Below are 15532 nucleotides of genomic sequence, written 5' to 3' on the forward strand. Positions count from 1 at the left end.
TCAACAGCACCGGAGAGCTCCGGTGCTGTTTTTTTATGCCTGTTGAAACAAAGCATAGAAGTGCACCAACGCACACATTTCAATGAGCGAAACAAAAACCAGTACACAGACCAACGAAAGGAATACAGCCATGGGGCTCGATCTTTACCTTTATACCCAAAGCAAACCCGGTGCGCAGCTCGGGGAGCAGCTCCCCCGGGTTGAAGTCGCGTACTTCAGGAAATTCAATGCACTCATCAAGTGGGTGGATACGCATGTGCAGAAAGTCACCAACTGCGAAGACATCATGCTGGATCAAAACCATCTGCAAACACTCCTGCAAACCCTGGAGCAACTCACAGGGCAGAACTGCGAGCACCACTTCCCGACAACAGAAGGCTTCTTCTTTGGTTCAACCCAGTATGACGCCTGGTACTGGCAGGATGTGGGCCGGCTCAAAAAGGTACTGAAGAAACTGCTCAGGGAAACCGACTTTGGCAAAAGCGTCATTTACTTTTATGCATGGTGGTGAGGCATATTGAATCTAAACAAAGCAACCGGCTCCAGCACAAGTGTGTTGGAGGCCGGTTTTTTAATGCAGGGAGAAAATCTTGGGCTATACGCATTATTACCCGCACAAACGGGATGTGCCCCAAAAGCAATGGGACTTGCTGTGCAGTGAACTTCAAAAACTCTGGAAAGCGTTACCGACGATACCATCTCCAAATGGTGCAGACGATAATCGCCTTCTGGTGGTATGTGATGGACTGGGAGAGCATCCGGTCCTGACAGCAGGGGATCTGCTGGTTGGGATAGAGGGCAACCGGCAGGATGGCAAAAACAGCCAGGCGATCTGTTTTAATGGCGATGCAGCACAGGGGCTTGACCATGAAACATTCATGCTGCCGCAGCAAAAGGGGGAAGGGGAAGAATACCTGTTTTGCAAAACAGCGCATCAACCGTATGACAGTCTGGTCATTGCGGTACTTATCCTTGTACACAATCTGTGTCCGGGATGCTTTGACATCAGCTCGGATGGTGATGCCAGGCAATGGGCACCGGTTTGCCAGTGGGTCAATCAGGTGACTGCCCATGAATACCTGCTGCCCATGGGGGTGATCAGTGCGGTGTTTCGGCAGAGAAACCATAAAAATTTAAAAGCGGGGTAATGTATTCGTTAAATCATTTATTGGATCTTCTTTAATTTGAGCACCTGGTGGATCCAGCAATAATAATGAAATGGTCATGTCATAACGGTCTGAAACAATAAGCATTTCGCGAGTGGCTATATCTGGAAACCAAACTCCTTTGGAGTGATCAACGCCCTCGCGGTCTTCTTGGACTATGAAATTTGGATTTGAAGCTAAGGCTAAAGATGGAAGTTCCATTCCTTGTCTTAAAAATTCAAACCCATATTTTTTTGCACAATCACTGGCTTTCCACCAGTGCAACATTCCTTCTCGTCCCATAACAGCTATGGCGGCTTGATCAGTAAATTCCAGCCATTTTAGAATGGCTGCAGTCAAAGATACTCCATAACGCGAAGCACACACACTTAAGAGTTGGAGTGTAATGCGTTGCCCTTGTACTTGTTGCGAAAAATCATCAATTGGCATGAGCAAGTATGATGCAAAAATATCGGCCTCTTGCTCAATTTTTTTGTTTGTAAATCCTAGAGTTGAATTTTGAGAACAGCTAAATTCTTGCTGTAATCTGCGATGCAATACATAGTGACCAAATTCATGGGCAATAGTAAAATTAGAGCGGCCAGGGGTTCCTTGATGAGGGTTGTATATCAGAGCCCAAACTTTTCGTTCTTTGAGTAAAAAAAGTCCCCCCTCAAATCCATTAAGCTCTTTGGCATATAGCTCTTCTATCGGCGCTTCTGGTACGGTGTTACGCGACCATTCTTGGGCTAGGACTCCCGCATTAATTGGAAAAGTATTCCCCTGAGCAATTCGCCATAATCTGGCTAAATTAATTGCCTCCCGTTTTGGAGATAGGGGTAAAGCCACTGTCAATTAAAGCCCTTTTTATCAAGAACATTAAGGATATCTTGTAACTGTTGCTTAGTTGTACTGTCTAAAGATTGATATTTACGGAAAAATGCTTCATCGGCAACTGCAATAGAAGGGTCAGCTACATCATCGTTCATTAGAAATTCAGGCGTGACTCCCAGAACTTTAGCTACTTCATTTATCCGTTCGGCAGAAGGGCGAGCTTTTTCTTTATTTTCCAACTCCCATACTGAAGACTTGGATGCTCCAATTTTTTCAGCAAATTGCTCCAATGTGAAACCTGCTTTTTTCCGCAGCATGCGGATTTTTTCACCTAATGTTGGCATTGTTCGTATTTCCGATATAAAAAATACTTGACATTCGATAGTCTGATGTTCATAATATTAATTATCACACTTCCGAACTTTTTATGCAATTTGAATTTTGTCCATTTGTTCTTAATCTGAGGTGTGATTTACGGAAAATTGAAATATTGTAAGTATGTTACACAAAAGGGAAACAGTTATGGGAAAAACACTCAAACCAGGTACTCTTGCACCGAAGTCTGGTCAATATAAGAATTCTGGTACAGGTACTGAAGTCACTGGTGTAAAAGGAAAACCTTTGCCTCCTACACCTCGTCCAGGTCTACGCTACAAATTGGTTGATGTGACCAAACACAAAAGCGGTAACTGATTTTAGATAATTTTGAAAATATCTGAAACCATACTTATTGAATAAGGAGTTTTTGTGCATTACGAACCAATAGCTTCCTCACAAAGACCTAGTATCCCAATACACTCATCAGCACGTTTGTTCTACTTGATGGATGCTATTGCACAGGCACATGAGCCGACTATGAGCCAGTTGGCAGAACTGGAGCGCTCATACAACAGCACAGGTGAGTTTTTATCGACATGTCCAGAATTTAAAGATAATCTTATTCAGATTCACGCCCACGGATCCCGTCAATTGGGCACGATTATCAGACCCTGGGATGACACCCGCCAAGGTTTCGATATCGACTTGATTGCTCGGTTAAACGCCAATGCTCGGCTTAAATATAACGGTGAACAAGGTCCGGCAATATTACTGGAGCATTTATACAGAGCTCTATTTCAGTATGCACAGCGATGCCAGCTTCGCTTACTTCGTTGGGAGCGTTGTATGACATTAGAGTACGCTGGAGGGATGTGCGCAGATATAGCACCTGTGATTGACTCCCCCTTGTTAGCAGCGCCATATGGTGATACTCACGGATTGATTCCAGATCGTGCTCTTTTACGTTTTGTTTCAACCAATCCGCGAGGATATGCTCAATTCTTTGAAACAGCAGCACAAATCTCTCCTAATTTTACTGCTGGTGTGCAGTTTGCCGAAGCTATGGATTCAATGGCCAAGGCGGAAGTAGAACCCTTGCCAGATGCTGATGAGGTGCTGAGTCGAATACTTTGTCGTTTTGTCCAATTAATAAAACTGCATCGCAATATTGCTTTTGGTCCTGCTCAAAGAAAAGCTGATGCGGCACCCACTTCTGTCTTTCTCACAACGTTAGCTGCAATGGCTTACATACAGGAGGCACCACGACCACACGAAAGCCCCTTGGAACTTTTACTTGACATTGCACAACGTATGCCTGGATGCTTTGAGAGAACTCGTTTGCCGGATGGTTCAGAAGAGTGGAAATTACCTAATCCAGCTGCGCCACAGAGTAATTTGGCTGAAGGCATGAACTCACCAGTTCAACAACAGGCTTTTTGGCAATGGCATCATAAACTGATTAACGATCTGGATGCTATCCTTTCTGCAATTGAAAATCATAGCGGCATGGATGTTTTACTAAAGGCACTTGGTTCTGCTTTTGGTCCACGCAGCGTAAACGCTGTTCAACAGAGTTTAGTCGGTCAAAAACAGCTTATAAGAAATGCGGGGAAAACATCGTTTGTGCCATCCTTTGCAGCAATACCTGCGACTGTAGCCTCACGACCTCATACATTTTTTGGAGAGGGACATGGCATGTAGCTTTACCCGACCTCCACCAACATTAGCACAGCGGGCAGCAGAATTAAGGGCGTTACCTTTTGAAGGTGCACAATTAAAGTTTTTCTCCGGACGCTCCCTACATTATCGATTCCATATTGCGCCAAGTGAATTCGGGCGCTTATATGAATGTGAATTGCGGCTTACTCCAGATACTTATTCTCCTGAAATGTATGTGCTATCCCCAGACCTTAAAGTGTTAGCAGGTGATTCTCCTTTACCTCATGTCTATCCTAGTAAAAGAGCAGGAACAAGGCTTTGTTTGTGGTTGCCTAAAGAGCGCGAATGGCAATCGCAGATGAGTTTGACTGATACATATATCGCATGGACATCAGAATGGCTATGGTATTTTGAGAATTGGTTAGCAACAGGTATGTGGGAAGGTGGGGGGGAGCATCCACAAACACGCGAAAAACGTTGGGGCTCTAGAAAATAAGGACAAGGATGCTATGAACAATATTGCCATTAAACAAGTAGAAAAGCCCATGTTGGATTTGTTGCGTGCGCAGCGGCTAATTTATAGCCAAGCCAAAAAGATGCAAGCGATTTTCTTAGTGGTTGCATTTATTCTCCCCTTCATTAGCCTCATTAATAATTATTTGAACCTTGCTTTTGAAGCATGGGTTGCATTTATTGCACTTATCATTGCTTTTTTAGAGGCCTTGGTATTTGAACCCTGGTTTAAACAACAGCTTAAAACAGCAGCAAAATTAAAAGAAGATTTTGATTGTAATGTCCTTGAAATGGACTGGAATTCGTTCTTGGTTGGTAAGAAAGTTCAACCGGAGGAAATATTCCAGCATGCACGCAAGCAGTTTAGTGAAGAAGATGAAAAAGAACTACTAGGCTGGTATCCAGATATTGTTAGAAATTTACCATTACATCTAGCTAGATTGGTATGTCAGCGAACGAACCTTTGGTATGACGGGGAATTGCGTAAAGGCTATAGAGGACTTCTTTTGGGTGGAGTAATTTTAATTGTATTGGTTGTAATAACTATTTCTTTATGGATAAATTGTTCTATGGAGTCACTTGTGCTATCTGCAATGACTCCGCTAGCACCGATCGTGATCTGGACACTTAAGGAGTTCAATCGGCAAAAAGACAGTCTTGATTTATTGGTTCAGCTGGATAAAGAGGTAATATCTCTTTTCGAATGCTCACGTAAAAATGGTTCAGAAAAAAAGATTAGTACCTGGTCACGTGAGTTGCAAGATGCCATTTATAACCATCGTGTATCAAACCCTCTCATATTTGATTGGTTTTATAAGAGATGCCGTCCTGCAATGGAAGGGCAAATGAATGCGGGAGCTGAGCATTGGGTAAAAGAACTGGCAAAAAATAGTGATAAGTAAAAAACCAATGAAATATATTCTTCATTAGTTTTCGTTTACTGGAGCGGAAACAAGCAATATAGATAAGAGACATGAACTATGGCTAAAAAACACCCATCATCCATAAATCAGTTTTTATTGAATCAAAATTATGCAATCTTGGTAGATTTCAGAGCCCAAATGGCGACATGTCTTATAGCAACAACCCCTGAAAGGCTCAAGCGGCATGCCGATGATTATGGTTGGCACCTTTGTTCCCTTAAAGGTGCGAGGTCAACATCTGCTCTGGTTATTCAAAAAGAGGATTCCGATCCAGAATTGTGGGTCAGAGTTACATATAGATGTTACCGCAAGGCTTTCCGATTATTTTTCCATCAGTTTTTCGATATTGATGATATAGGTAATTTTGGTTGCTTTGAGGTAGATCATTTACATCCCCAATTCGGCTTTAATGAGCATACGTCACATTATTTCATACGTCTTGCTCTTGTTCAAAAAAGTATCAATGCTTCTTATGGAGCAGGGTTTGAACGTGTTTTATATAAACGAGAGCGTGAGAAGAGGTTAATTGGCGGTGTGCATATGGACTGGATGACATATTTGAAAGTTAGGGGTATCTGTGTACCCATGAAAAGCTTATCTGTTACTTACTGGAAAACCTGGGCCTGGCAATGCGCAAAAGAGCTAGAGACAGATGGTTTTGATACTGTTTTGACCTATGTAGGGTTGATAACCATGTTAAACGATGCATTTCAAAATAAATTTCAACCATTGCCATTAGATGAGTCTTTTGCAGATGAAATCCAAAGTTATCCATCCTTTCCTGTTGTTTCCCAACTTTCAATATCTCATTGAAAAATAAATAGCTTTTTAGCAAAATTAAACAGGGGCATATGTATGAACACAGAAATTATTTTTAAACTCATTACAGTTCTTCTTGGATCTTTTACATTGATGAAATTATTTATTGATGCATCAAGAGGCAGAAAAAGCCACATGCGTGAAGAATACAAATTTGCCAAAGAATTTCTTAACGATGTTAAAAATAACAAGGAGATGCATCCATTTGCAATCGAAAAAGGCTTTCAGGCAATCGCATGTGAGCAATGGATTGAAGCTAAAGAGGTTGACTTTGTCATTTCTCTTGAGGAACCTACACGTTCATTGAATGATTTTATTCAGGGAAATCGCTATATTGAATTGAAAGAAGACAAAAATGGTCAGCAAATTGTCTTTAAACAAAAATACCAAGCCATATGGCATCGCCGTTGGAGAAAACTTGTCGCGCTTCTCCTTTATTTCTGTTTTTGTCTTCTTGCATTATCGCCATGGCTATTGCTGCCTTATATAACAATGAATATTGGAACAGCTGTTATTTTGTTGCTCGTTACTATTCCTGTTTTTGGATCTTATGCATATATGTGTTTAAGCTGGGGAACAAGAGTTCTTGCTGCAGAACGGCTTGTGAAGCGTAAACCTGTGAGTAAGCAACAAATATTGCTTTGATAGAATCGTGAAATAAATCATGCTTTTGCCAAAAACACTTATCATGCCTTCTGCTTCCAATCACTAAAAATTACGGGCGTAAGCAATATTATTGAATATGCTTTTTGATCCAGTCACCCTTAAGTTGCCTATCCAGCATCATTTTGATCAGTTGTTGATTGGGAGTCAGGTGAATTTTCCTGACCACCTTGAGCAGCGCGGCATAAATAAAGCGGTTTCTGGCCTTGCCCTGCACAACCGACTTCACCAGCGTATAACTGCGCCTGGTCTTTTTGGCGATTGCAATAAAATCCACCCTATCGCCGCGAAACGCCTTGATCGTATTCCTGCTCTCGACGAGTTCGGGTGTGTCCTGGCGTTCGGTATAAGACATCCATATCCTTCCAATGAACGCCCTTTAAAACCGGTAGTTTGTCACATGCTCATGTCGGCAAACCACAACAGATAACATACCGCAATGATGGTAAAAATAACCTGTGATTACCATCAGACTTAAAATTTCGGGATTCCCCTTCATCAGGACGATCCGGCAGTCCGTCCGACTTTGACAAACATTTCAATATCCCGAAGTCTACAGACAAAAGACCTTGGGACAGTGTATTGCATAAAAACAAGATCACCATGAAACACCAGAACCCATACTGCCAACACCCGTCTGCTGTGTTGTCACGTCAGCTAACCTGCCTGGCGCTGTCAGTCGCTGTTGCTTTCACGCCTTTGAGTGCTGCTTTTGCCCAGGTGGTGCCTGACCCGAATGCCGGGCAGTACCGTCCTGGTCAGACCAGTGCAGGCAATGGTGTACCTGTTGTCAACATCACTGCGCCCAGCAGCTCGGGCGTGAGCCGCAACCAGTACCACCAGTTCAACGTCCAGCAACAGGGGCTGATCCTTAACAACAGTGTTATTAATACCCAAACCCAGTTAGGCGGCTGGATACAGGGAAATCCTAACCTGCCCTATGGTGCCGCCCGTGTCATATTGAACGAAGTCACCTCCGGCAACCCCTCGCTGCTGCGCGGCTACATCGAAGTCGGCGGCCAGCGGGCCGAAGTCATCATTGCCAACCCGGCCGGCATTTCAGTCGATGGTGCAGGCTTCATCAACGCCGCCGGCGTCACCCTCACCACCGGCACGCCCGTCTTTAACAACAGTGGTAACCTCGAATCCTACCGCGTTGGCGGTGGGCGAGTCAGTATTGGTGGGGCGGGACTGGACACCTCCACTGCCGACTACACCCGCATCATCGCCCGGGCCGTAGAAATCAATTCGGGACTCTGGGCCAATGACCTCAGCATCGCTGCGGGAACCGGCACCTTTGCACCGGACGGCACCCCCATCCAACTCACTGAACTCACTGTGGAAGACGCCAGTGGCAAACCCCTGTACGCCATTGACGTGGCCCAACTGGGTGGCATGTACGCCGGCAAAATCCGCCTCATCGGCACCGAAGCCGGTGTTGGAGTCCGCAATAGCGGACACATCGGGGCCAGCGCCGGGCAGGTCACTGTCACCGCAGACGGCATGCTTGTCAACAGCGGCACGATTAACAGCAGCCATTCGGTAGCCGGGAGCAGCGGCATCCAGGTCGCTGCGGCCAGTGGCATCAGCAACACCGGGAGCCTTTACACCCAGGGGCAACTGGTACTCAACAGCAACGGCCAGCTGGATAACCAGGGCACGCTGGCAGCGCTTGGCAACGTCAGCCTCAATGCGCAAAACATCCACAACACCGCAGACGGACTCATTGCCGCCGGCATGGCAACCGATGGCAGCTTCGACACCCAAGGCCAGCTCAATGCCACGGCACAACAGCTACTATCCAACCAGGGCCAGATACTCAGTGGTGCCAACACCACCCTGCAAGCCAATACCCTCACCAACACCAGTGCCACCATCCATGCCGGAAAAGACCTGAACATCACGGCAGACACCATCCACAACCAGCAGGCCGACCTGCTTGCATCGGGCAACCTGCACATCCAGGGCCTGAACCCGAACACCTCCGTCAACAGCCAACTCAACAACCAGAACGGCCTCATCTCTGCGGCTGGGCAGGCCCAAATCAGCACCGGCAGCATTGACAACAGCGCTGGCGTCATCATCAGCGGCGGCAACCTTGCCATCACTACCGGCGACCTCAACGGAGCCGGACAAATCCTCACCGAAGCCAATGCTGACATCACGGTACAAGGCGACTACACCGCTGAGGCCGGTAACCAGATCATCGCCGATGGCAACCTCCTGCTCAACGTGGACGGGACGCTTACCAATGCCGGAGACATACTCGCTGGTAACACCGCCAGCATCACTGCGCACAGCATCGACAACCTGTCCGGTGGCGAAATCAGCGCAGGCACCAATCAGATCACTGCCACCGGCACCAACGCAGGCACCTTCACCAACAGAGGACTCATCGACGGCATCCTCACCTATATTACTGCCGATGCGCTCACCAACCTGGGCAGCGGACGTATCTACGGCAACCACATCGGCATCCAGGCGGGAACGCTCACCAACCGCGACGAGAACAACCAGAGTGCAGTCATTGCCGCGCGTGAGCGCATGGATATTGGCGCTGCAACGCTAACCAATCTGAACAATGCTGTCATCTTCAGTGCCGGCGACATGTCTATCGGCGGTTCGCTTGATGAGAACCACATTGCGCAAGGCCGTGCAAATTTAGTTTATAACGACGGTGCTGTGATTGAGGCCCTGGACGACATGCAAATTGCTGCTGCCAGCATCGAGAACCGTAACACCGTCTTCCAGTCCGAGGAACGCGCGCAAAGCTCACAGGACAAATTCATCCACATCATCGGCCAATACCTGTTTGATAACGAAGATATTGTCTACTTCAGCGAAGGTGCCTATGGTGACTACAGCTTCCAGATTGTGGGCAAAGGCAGCGACATCCTCTCCACCATCGCGCTCATTGGTGAAAGCTCACACTACTTCCTCATGCTGCCATCAAGCAAATACCCGATGGCAGACTATCCCTACCTGTACCAGCGCGGCGGCCTGCCATTTGCCGCGCTCGATGACGACGGCAACCCTGCCAACTATGAACCCGAAACCACCCAGCTGTGGCAAACCTTCGGCATTCCCATACCCAGTGCCAAACCCGGGCAACCCGCCACCATTTGCAACGGCAGCACCACCTGCAACAACGCACAGCAACAAGCCTACGACCAGTACTTAAGCGACTATACCGCCTGGCAGGACAGCAACCGCTCCCTGTACCAGCAACTCAACGACAAAATCTTTGACTTCAACGCAGACTTCCTCACCCGCAAAATCAGCATGGAGAACCTGCGCGAATACACCGAAACCAGATACAGCACCGAAGTCACCGCCAGCAATCCCGGGCAAATCAGCGCTGCGGGCAGCATGCTGCTGGACGGCAACCTCGTCAACGACAAAAGCCGCATCACCGCAGGCAGCATCATTGCCACCACCGGCAACGTACAAACCATAGACGCCACCGGCGTCAACTACGTCGAGCGCATCGGCAGCGAAATCTCCACCATCCGCACCGCCAGCGGGCGCAGCTGGACACCGCCGGTCGCCGTCAACGAACGCGACGCCGCCAGTCAGTACAGCCTCATCGTCGCCACCCCACAGCCAAACACCACCGTACAAGGCAGCGGCACGCAGATCGGTAACACACCTGTGGTACAGCTTCCCAATGGCGACCTGATCCAGGCTGCAAGCCCCAACACCCGCATCCCCGCGAGCAGCCTGTACCAGATCAACCCCGGCAGCAGCAAAAACTACCTCATAGAAACCGACCCACGCTTTGCCAGCTACGGCACCTGGCTCACTTCTGACTACATGCTTGCCGCCCTCGGGCTCGATCCGGCGGCCACCCAAAAGCGCCTGGGCGACGGATTCTACGAACAACAACTGATCCGCGAGCAGATCGGCCAGCTCACCGGTTATCGTTACCTGGCAGGCTACCTCAGTGATGAAGCACAATACCAGGCGCTGATGAATGCAGGCGTTCAATTCGCTCAGGAATACAACCTCACCGTGGGTGTGACGCTCACCGCCGAACAAATGGCGCAACTCACCGGCGACATCGTGTGGCTCGTCAGCACTGAAGTCACCCTGCCCGACGGCAGCACAGAAACCGTGCTCGTACCCCAGCTCTACACCCGGGGCGGGACCAGTATGATCACCGCCGGCGGCTCGCTCATCAGCGCCAACAACGTCTACATCACCTCAGCAGAAGGCAACCCCATCACCTTGAACAACAACGCCACCATCGCCGGGCGTGAAGGCCTGTTTGTCGATGTCGCCTACCTGCAAAACCGCATCGGCCAGTTGCACGGCGGCGATGTTGTCTTAAGGTCAGCCACCGACATTGACAACATCGGCGGCACCATCTCAGGGGACAACAGCATCACCCTGGCTGCCGCCAGAGACATCAACATCGCCTCCACCGTTGTAGACGGCTACGACATCAACGGCCAGCGCAACGGCATCGGCAACATCGGCAGCGTCTACTTAAGCGGCAGGCAAGTGCTTGCTTCTGAGCAGCCGCCCGAACAACAGCCCGCTGCATATAGCGCCCAATCCCGCAGTGTCTCATCTGACACCACGACCGATACCACAACCAGTGAACCCTCCGGCAGCAACCAGGGTCAGATCCTGCTGAGCGCCGGGCGCGACATCAACCTGCGTGCGGGTTACATTGGTAATGACGCCACCGTTTCCACCACCACCGAAGACGGCAGCCAGACCACGGTTGGGGGCAGCACAAACTTGGTCGCCGGGCGCAACATCGACCTGTCCACCGTCACCACCGAGCACCAGCAAACCCTCAACTTTGACGCCCGCAACAGCCGCGCTCAAGCCAGCCGTGCTGAGGTCGGCAGCCAGATACAAGGCACGGGCGACATCAACCTCATCGCTGACGGCAACCTGCACCTGCGCGCCTCCGGCGTCCAAAGCGACAGTGGGACTATGAACGCTGCTGCCGACACCATTCATATTGAAGCCGGAGAAGCGCAGCAAAGCTGGGACGCCTCCTACTATGCCAAATTCAACGGCACCCTGGGTTCCAGCAGCTACGACAACCGCTACAACATCACCGAAGGCAACCTCATTGGCTCCACCCTGAGTGCCGAGCAAATCAACCTGCAAAGCCGGGGCGACACCACCATCCAGGCCTCCAGTGTCGTTGCCACGCATGACATCAACCTGTCTTCCGAGCAAGGCAACATCAACATCGTCTCGGGCACCAGCACCCGCCACACCGAAGCTGACGAAACCACAAAACGCAGCGGTATCTTCACCAGCGGCGCATCCCTGACCGTTGGCAACCAAAAAACCGCCACTACTGACACCGTCGACAACAGCTATGCGGTGGCCTCCACCGTCGGCAGCCTGCAAGGTGATGTCAACATCCTGGCCCAACAAGGCAGCTACAACCAGGTAGGCAGCGACCTCCTGGCGCTACAGGGCGACATCAACGTCGTCGCGCAAGACATCAACATCCTTGAAGCCCGCGAAACCAGCCAGCGCTACCAGACCTACGAATATCAACAAAGCGGCCTCACACTGGGTGTGAGCAGCCCTATCATCAGCGCCGGACAATACACCCAGCAAATGAGCGATGCGGCAGACCGCACCAGCGACTCACGCATGCAGGCACTGGCCGCCGGTGCTGCGGCCCTGAACATCGCCAACAACGCCAGCGACATCATGGACAACGCCCAGGGCATAGGCGATGCCCTCTCCAGCGGCGACATCGGCAGCGCCGGGCTGCAACTCTCCGTGAGCATCGGCAGCACCAAGGCACAAAGCCAGACCCTGCAACAAAGCGACAGCGCCAAAGGCTCCACCCTAAACGCCGGGGGCAACATCAATCTCATTGCCACAGGCAATCCAAATCCTTCCACAGGCAAACCAGACACCACGCAAGGCAGTGAAGAAAAACCCACCTACAGCGGCGGCAACATCCTGATCCAGGGAAGTGACATCACAGCCGGGCAAAACATTGTGCTCGCGGCCAACGACCAGATCAACATCCGTGCGGCTGCCAACACCGCCACAGAAAGCAGCAGCAACAAAAGCAACTCAGGCGCACTGGGTGTGACCATCGGCAGCAACATCGGGATCACCGCCAGCGCCAGCCAGGGTAGTGGCAACAGTCACACCGCAGACAACAGCTGGACCTACAGCCACGTCAGTGCCGACGACACCCTCACCCTCATCAGCGGGGGAGATACCAACATCATCGGCGCCCAGGTCGCCGGCAACACCGTGCGGGCCGACATCGGCGGCGACCTCAACATCCAAACCCTGCAAGACACCAGCCTGCACCACAGCCAGCAAAGCAGCGGCGGCGGCTCACTGACCATCGGCACCGGGCTCACTGGGATTGGCGGCACCGTCAGCAGCGGCAAAAGCCATGTCGACGGCAACTACGCCAGCGCACAGGAATACGCCGGCATCATGGCAGGCGACGGCGGCTTTGACATCACCGTCGCCGGCAACACCGACCTCAAAGGCGCCATCATTGCCAGCACGCAAGCAGCGGTAGACGACAACAAAAACCAGTTAACCACCGGCAGCCTCACCATCAGCCAGCTTGCCAACAACAGCAACTATGACGCCAAAGGCAGCTCGATTGGCATCGGCTACAACACCAGCAATGCAGACACCAATCTGGCAGACAAACCCGGCATGCAGTCAGCCGTTGGGGCTCTCTCGGGTAACTCGGTAGGATATGCCAGCGACAGCGGCAGCGACAGCAGCATCACCATCGCCGGCATCAGCACCGGCAGCATCACCATCACCAACGAAGAAGAACAGCAACGCAGAACCGGACAGACGGCAGAAGAAGCGATTGCCGCCATCAACGACAGTGTACGCACCGGGCAGAGTGTGAACGGCATAGACAAGAACTGGGACGCGCAGCAGCTGATGGATGACATGCAGGCCGGTGCGGAAATTACTGCGGCGTTTGGGCAGCAGGCTTCGCAAGGTGTAGGCAACTTCGCAACCGCCAAAGTACGACAAGCCCTGTCCATGATGGCCCAGGCCGATCTGCTGGAAGCCACCGATCCACAAGCCGCGACAGAATTACGTACCCAGGCGCAAGAAATGTACGGCAACTGGAAAGAAGGTGGCGCGTACCGGGTACTGGCGCATACCATTGTTGGGGGTCTCAGTGGCGACTGGAGCGGTGCCGCCGGTGCGGGCAGCAGCGCCCTCATTGCCGGACAACTCGACGACCTCACAGCTGACCTGCCCCCGGGTGTGAAAGAAGCCGTAGGCGCGGGCGTATCGGCAGGCCTGGGCTACCTCACGGGGGGAGAACAGGGCGCGACGACAGCGTTCAATACAGACGCCAACAACCGGCAGTTGCACGTAGACGAAATCGCCTGGATCAAACGCCACGCACAAGAGTTTGCCAACCAGCAAGGCATCAGTGAAGAAGAAGCCACCAGCATACTGGCACGGCAGGCGCTGATGCAGATCGACTGGGTATGGTACGAAAAATTCGGCGGCAAAGACGCCTACAACACACAAGCTGCGGCCTTCCTCTCAGGCGCAGGCACCTTGAGCGAAGGCGATGCCACCCAGCAGATGTTTACCGCCACAGGTGACCAGTATACCCGGCCCTACCTGTTTGCCGAAGATGTACACAATAGCGGCAACTTAAGCTTTTACGAACAGTATGTTATCCGTGACAGCGACAAATCCACCTCACAGGTCATGCTCGAAAACGAATGGCGGGGACTCACCGGGCTGCCACAGGGGCTGTGGGACAAATGGAGTGCCTATCAGGGAGAGCGTGAAGGCGTTGCGTGGCTGCTTTCCGGCCCGACCTTCCTGTTTGACACCCTGTACATGGACGCTATCGGCAAACCGTTTGCCAACGCTGTAGAAAACCCGCAAGTCATCGCTGAGAGAATACAGGCCGGTGCTGAAGGCGTCAAGGCTATCGGCGGCGAACTCACCCCAGGGCCATCACTGCTCAGCCAGATATATGGCGACAACACCGTTCTGCTGTCAGGCAACCTGGCGGTGGCAGATGCAGCACTGCCTGTTGCCGGTATTGTAGGCGTGGGCAAGGCAGGCCAGTTGGTAGGCAAGGAGTTGCTCAGCAATACGGGCAGCAAGACCGTCAGGCCGAGTGCTTCTTCGGAAAGTACGCCTTCTTCATCGAATGCGAATGCTAGCACAGCGACACCTTTATATCTGAGTAATTCGACTGCGCCAGAAGTGCAAGCTAGGTTGAATGGTTTGGCGGCTGAAGCACGGCAAGGGTTACCTCCGAACAAAGGAAATGTGGCTGTGGCAGAAATTAACATTCCAGAGTTGGCAGATCAGCCATTTATAACAAAAGCATTTAGTGGCTATCAAACCGATAAAGATGGATTTGTTGGAAAACCATCTGGTAATGTAGATACATGGGCGCTGCAACCACAAAAATCAAGTCCAGAGTTTATTGGCGGTCCGGGGGCGTATTTTAGAGATGTTGATACAGAATTTAAAATTTTAGAGAATTTAGCGCAAAAACTTGGGCCAAATACAAATGCAACTGGTACAGTTAATTTAATATCAGAAAAAGTCGTTTGTCCTAGCTGTACAACCGTCATTATGCAGTTCAGAGAACGTTATCCTAATATCCAACTGAATATATTTACTAGGGATTGATAAACT

General features: G+C 50.5%; 12 protein-coding genes. 9 read left to right on the top strand and 3 right to left on the bottom strand.

Translation table 11 applies throughout. The features are described from left to right. The first annotated feature begins 82 nt into the window (after positions 1-82). Together CUZ56_RS05850 and CUZ56_RS05855 are read left to right on the top strand one after the other, a co-directional pair. Positions 83-511, top strand: coding sequence for a hypothetical protein (locus CUZ56_RS05850; RefSeq protein ID WP_126979161.1), 429 nt, complete (start codon positions 83-85; stop codon positions 509-511). A gap of 79 nt (positions 512-590) precedes the next feature. Next, a complete protein-coding gene (locus tag CUZ56_RS05855) occupies positions 591-1148 on the top strand; it encodes a hypothetical protein (protein ID WP_126979163.1) in 558 nt (185 codons plus the stop codon). Here the strand turns inward: CUZ56_RS05855 and CUZ56_RS05860 are convergent. Continuing rightward, on the bottom strand, positions 1134-1994 hold the full coding sequence (locus CUZ56_RS05860) for an ImmA/IrrE family metallo-endopeptidase (RefSeq protein WP_126979686.1): 861 nt from the start codon (positions 1992-1994) through the stop codon (positions 1134-1136). The two genes, CUZ56_RS05855 and CUZ56_RS05860, sit on opposite strands and share 15 nt — an antisense overlap. Before the next feature lie 2 nt (positions 1995-1996). Continuing rightward, complete coding sequence (locus CUZ56_RS05865; RefSeq protein ID WP_126979165.1) at positions 1997-2323, bottom strand: helix-turn-helix domain-containing protein; 327 nt, start codon at positions 2321-2323, stop codon at positions 1997-1999. Positions 2324-2501: 178 nt separating this feature from the next. Here CUZ56_RS05865 and CUZ56_RS15990 point away from each other — a divergent pair, with 178 nt between their 5' ends. From CUZ56_RS15990 to CUZ56_RS05890, 6 genes are all read left to right on the top strand, one after another. Next, entirely contained in the window at positions 2502-2672 is a 171-nt protein-coding gene (locus CUZ56_RS15990; RefSeq protein ID WP_204250835.1) for a hypothetical protein, read from the top strand. Positions 2673-2834: 162 nt separating this feature from the next. After that, positions 2835-3998 (top strand): SMODS domain-containing nucleotidyltransferase, encoded by a 1164-nt coding sequence (locus CUZ56_RS05870; RefSeq protein ID WP_204250836.1) that lies wholly within the window; start codon positions 2835-2837, stop codon positions 3996-3998. Continuing rightward, a complete protein-coding gene (locus CUZ56_RS05875) occupies positions 3988-4452 on the top strand; it encodes a hypothetical protein (RefSeq protein WP_126979169.1) in 465 nt (154 codons plus the stop codon). The genes CUZ56_RS05870 and CUZ56_RS05875 overlap by 11 nt, the downstream gene beginning before the upstream one ends. Positions 4453-4465: 13 nt before the next feature. Further along, the gene (locus CUZ56_RS05880; protein ID WP_126979171.1) at positions 4466-5371 is read left to right on the top strand and encodes an S-4TM family putative pore-forming effector; all 906 of its coding nucleotides are present in this window, start codon (positions 4466-4468) and stop codon (positions 5369-5371) included. A gap of 78 nt (positions 5372-5449) precedes the next feature. Further along, positions 5450-6205 carry a hypothetical protein gene (locus CUZ56_RS05885; protein ID WP_126979173.1) on the top strand — a complete coding sequence of 252 codons (756 nt, stop codon included), beginning with the start codon at positions 5450-5452 and terminating at the stop codon, positions 6203-6205. A 42-nt stretch (positions 6206-6247) separates the two neighbouring features. After that, complete coding sequence (locus tag CUZ56_RS05890) at positions 6248-6856, top strand: hypothetical protein (RefSeq protein WP_126979175.1); 609 nt, start codon at positions 6248-6250, stop codon at positions 6854-6856. Positions 6857-6944: 88 nt separating this feature from the next. On the opposite strand, the gene CUZ56_RS05895 is transcribed toward CUZ56_RS05890, so the two are convergent. Beyond that, positions 6945-7229 (bottom strand): hypothetical protein, encoded by a 285-nt coding sequence (locus CUZ56_RS05895; protein WP_126979177.1) that lies wholly within the window; start codon positions 7227-7229, stop codon positions 6945-6947. A 248-nt stretch (positions 7230-7477) separates the two neighbouring features. Here CUZ56_RS05895 and CUZ56_RS05900 point away from each other — a divergent pair, with 248 nt between their 5' ends. After that, on the top strand, positions 7478-15526 hold the full coding sequence (locus CUZ56_RS05900; protein ID WP_126979179.1) for a two-partner secretion domain-containing protein: 8049 nt from the start codon (positions 7478-7480) through the stop codon (positions 15524-15526). Positions 15527-15532 lie beyond the last annotated feature (6 nt).

Origin of the sequence: Saezia sanguinis (assembly GCF_003991585.1) — a bacterium.
Classification (GTDB): domain Bacteria; phylum Pseudomonadota; class Gammaproteobacteria; order Burkholderiales; family Burkholderiaceae_C; genus Saezia; species Saezia sanguinis.

Coding starts and splice junctions, on each gene's coding strand:
- CUZ56_RS05890 (WP_126979175.1), top strand. CDS start 6,248: ATGAACACAGAAATTATTTTTAAACTCATTACAGTTCTTCTTGGATCT.
- CUZ56_RS05885 (WP_126979173.1), top strand. CDS start 5,450: ATGGCTAAAAAACACCCATCATCCATAAATCAGTTTTTATTGAATCAA.
- CUZ56_RS05900 (WP_126979179.1), top strand. CDS start 7,478: ATGAAACACCAGAACCCATACTGCCAACACCCGTCTGCTGTGTTGTCA.
- CUZ56_RS15990 (WP_204250835.1), top strand. CDS start 2,502: ATGGGAAAAACACTCAAACCAGGTACTCTTGCACCGAAGTCTGGTCAA.
- CUZ56_RS05875 (WP_126979169.1), top strand. CDS start 3,988: ATGGCATGTAGCTTTACCCGACCTCCACCAACATTAGCACAGCGGGCA.
- CUZ56_RS05870 (WP_204250836.1), top strand. CDS start 2,835: ATGAGCCAGTTGGCAGAACTGGAGCGCTCATACAACAGCACAGGTGAG.
- CUZ56_RS05850 (WP_126979161.1), top strand. CDS start 83: ATGAGCGAAACAAAAACCAGTACACAGACCAACGAAAGGAATACAGCC.
- CUZ56_RS05895 (WP_126979177.1), bottom strand. CDS start 7,229: ATGTCTTATACCGAACGCCAGGACACACCCGAACTCGTCGAGAGCAGG.
- CUZ56_RS05865 (WP_126979165.1), bottom strand. CDS start 2,323: ATGCCAACATTAGGTGAAAAAATCCGCATGCTGCGGAAAAAAGCAGGT.
- CUZ56_RS05880 (WP_126979171.1), top strand. CDS start 4,466: ATGAACAATATTGCCATTAAACAAGTAGAAAAGCCCATGTTGGATTTG.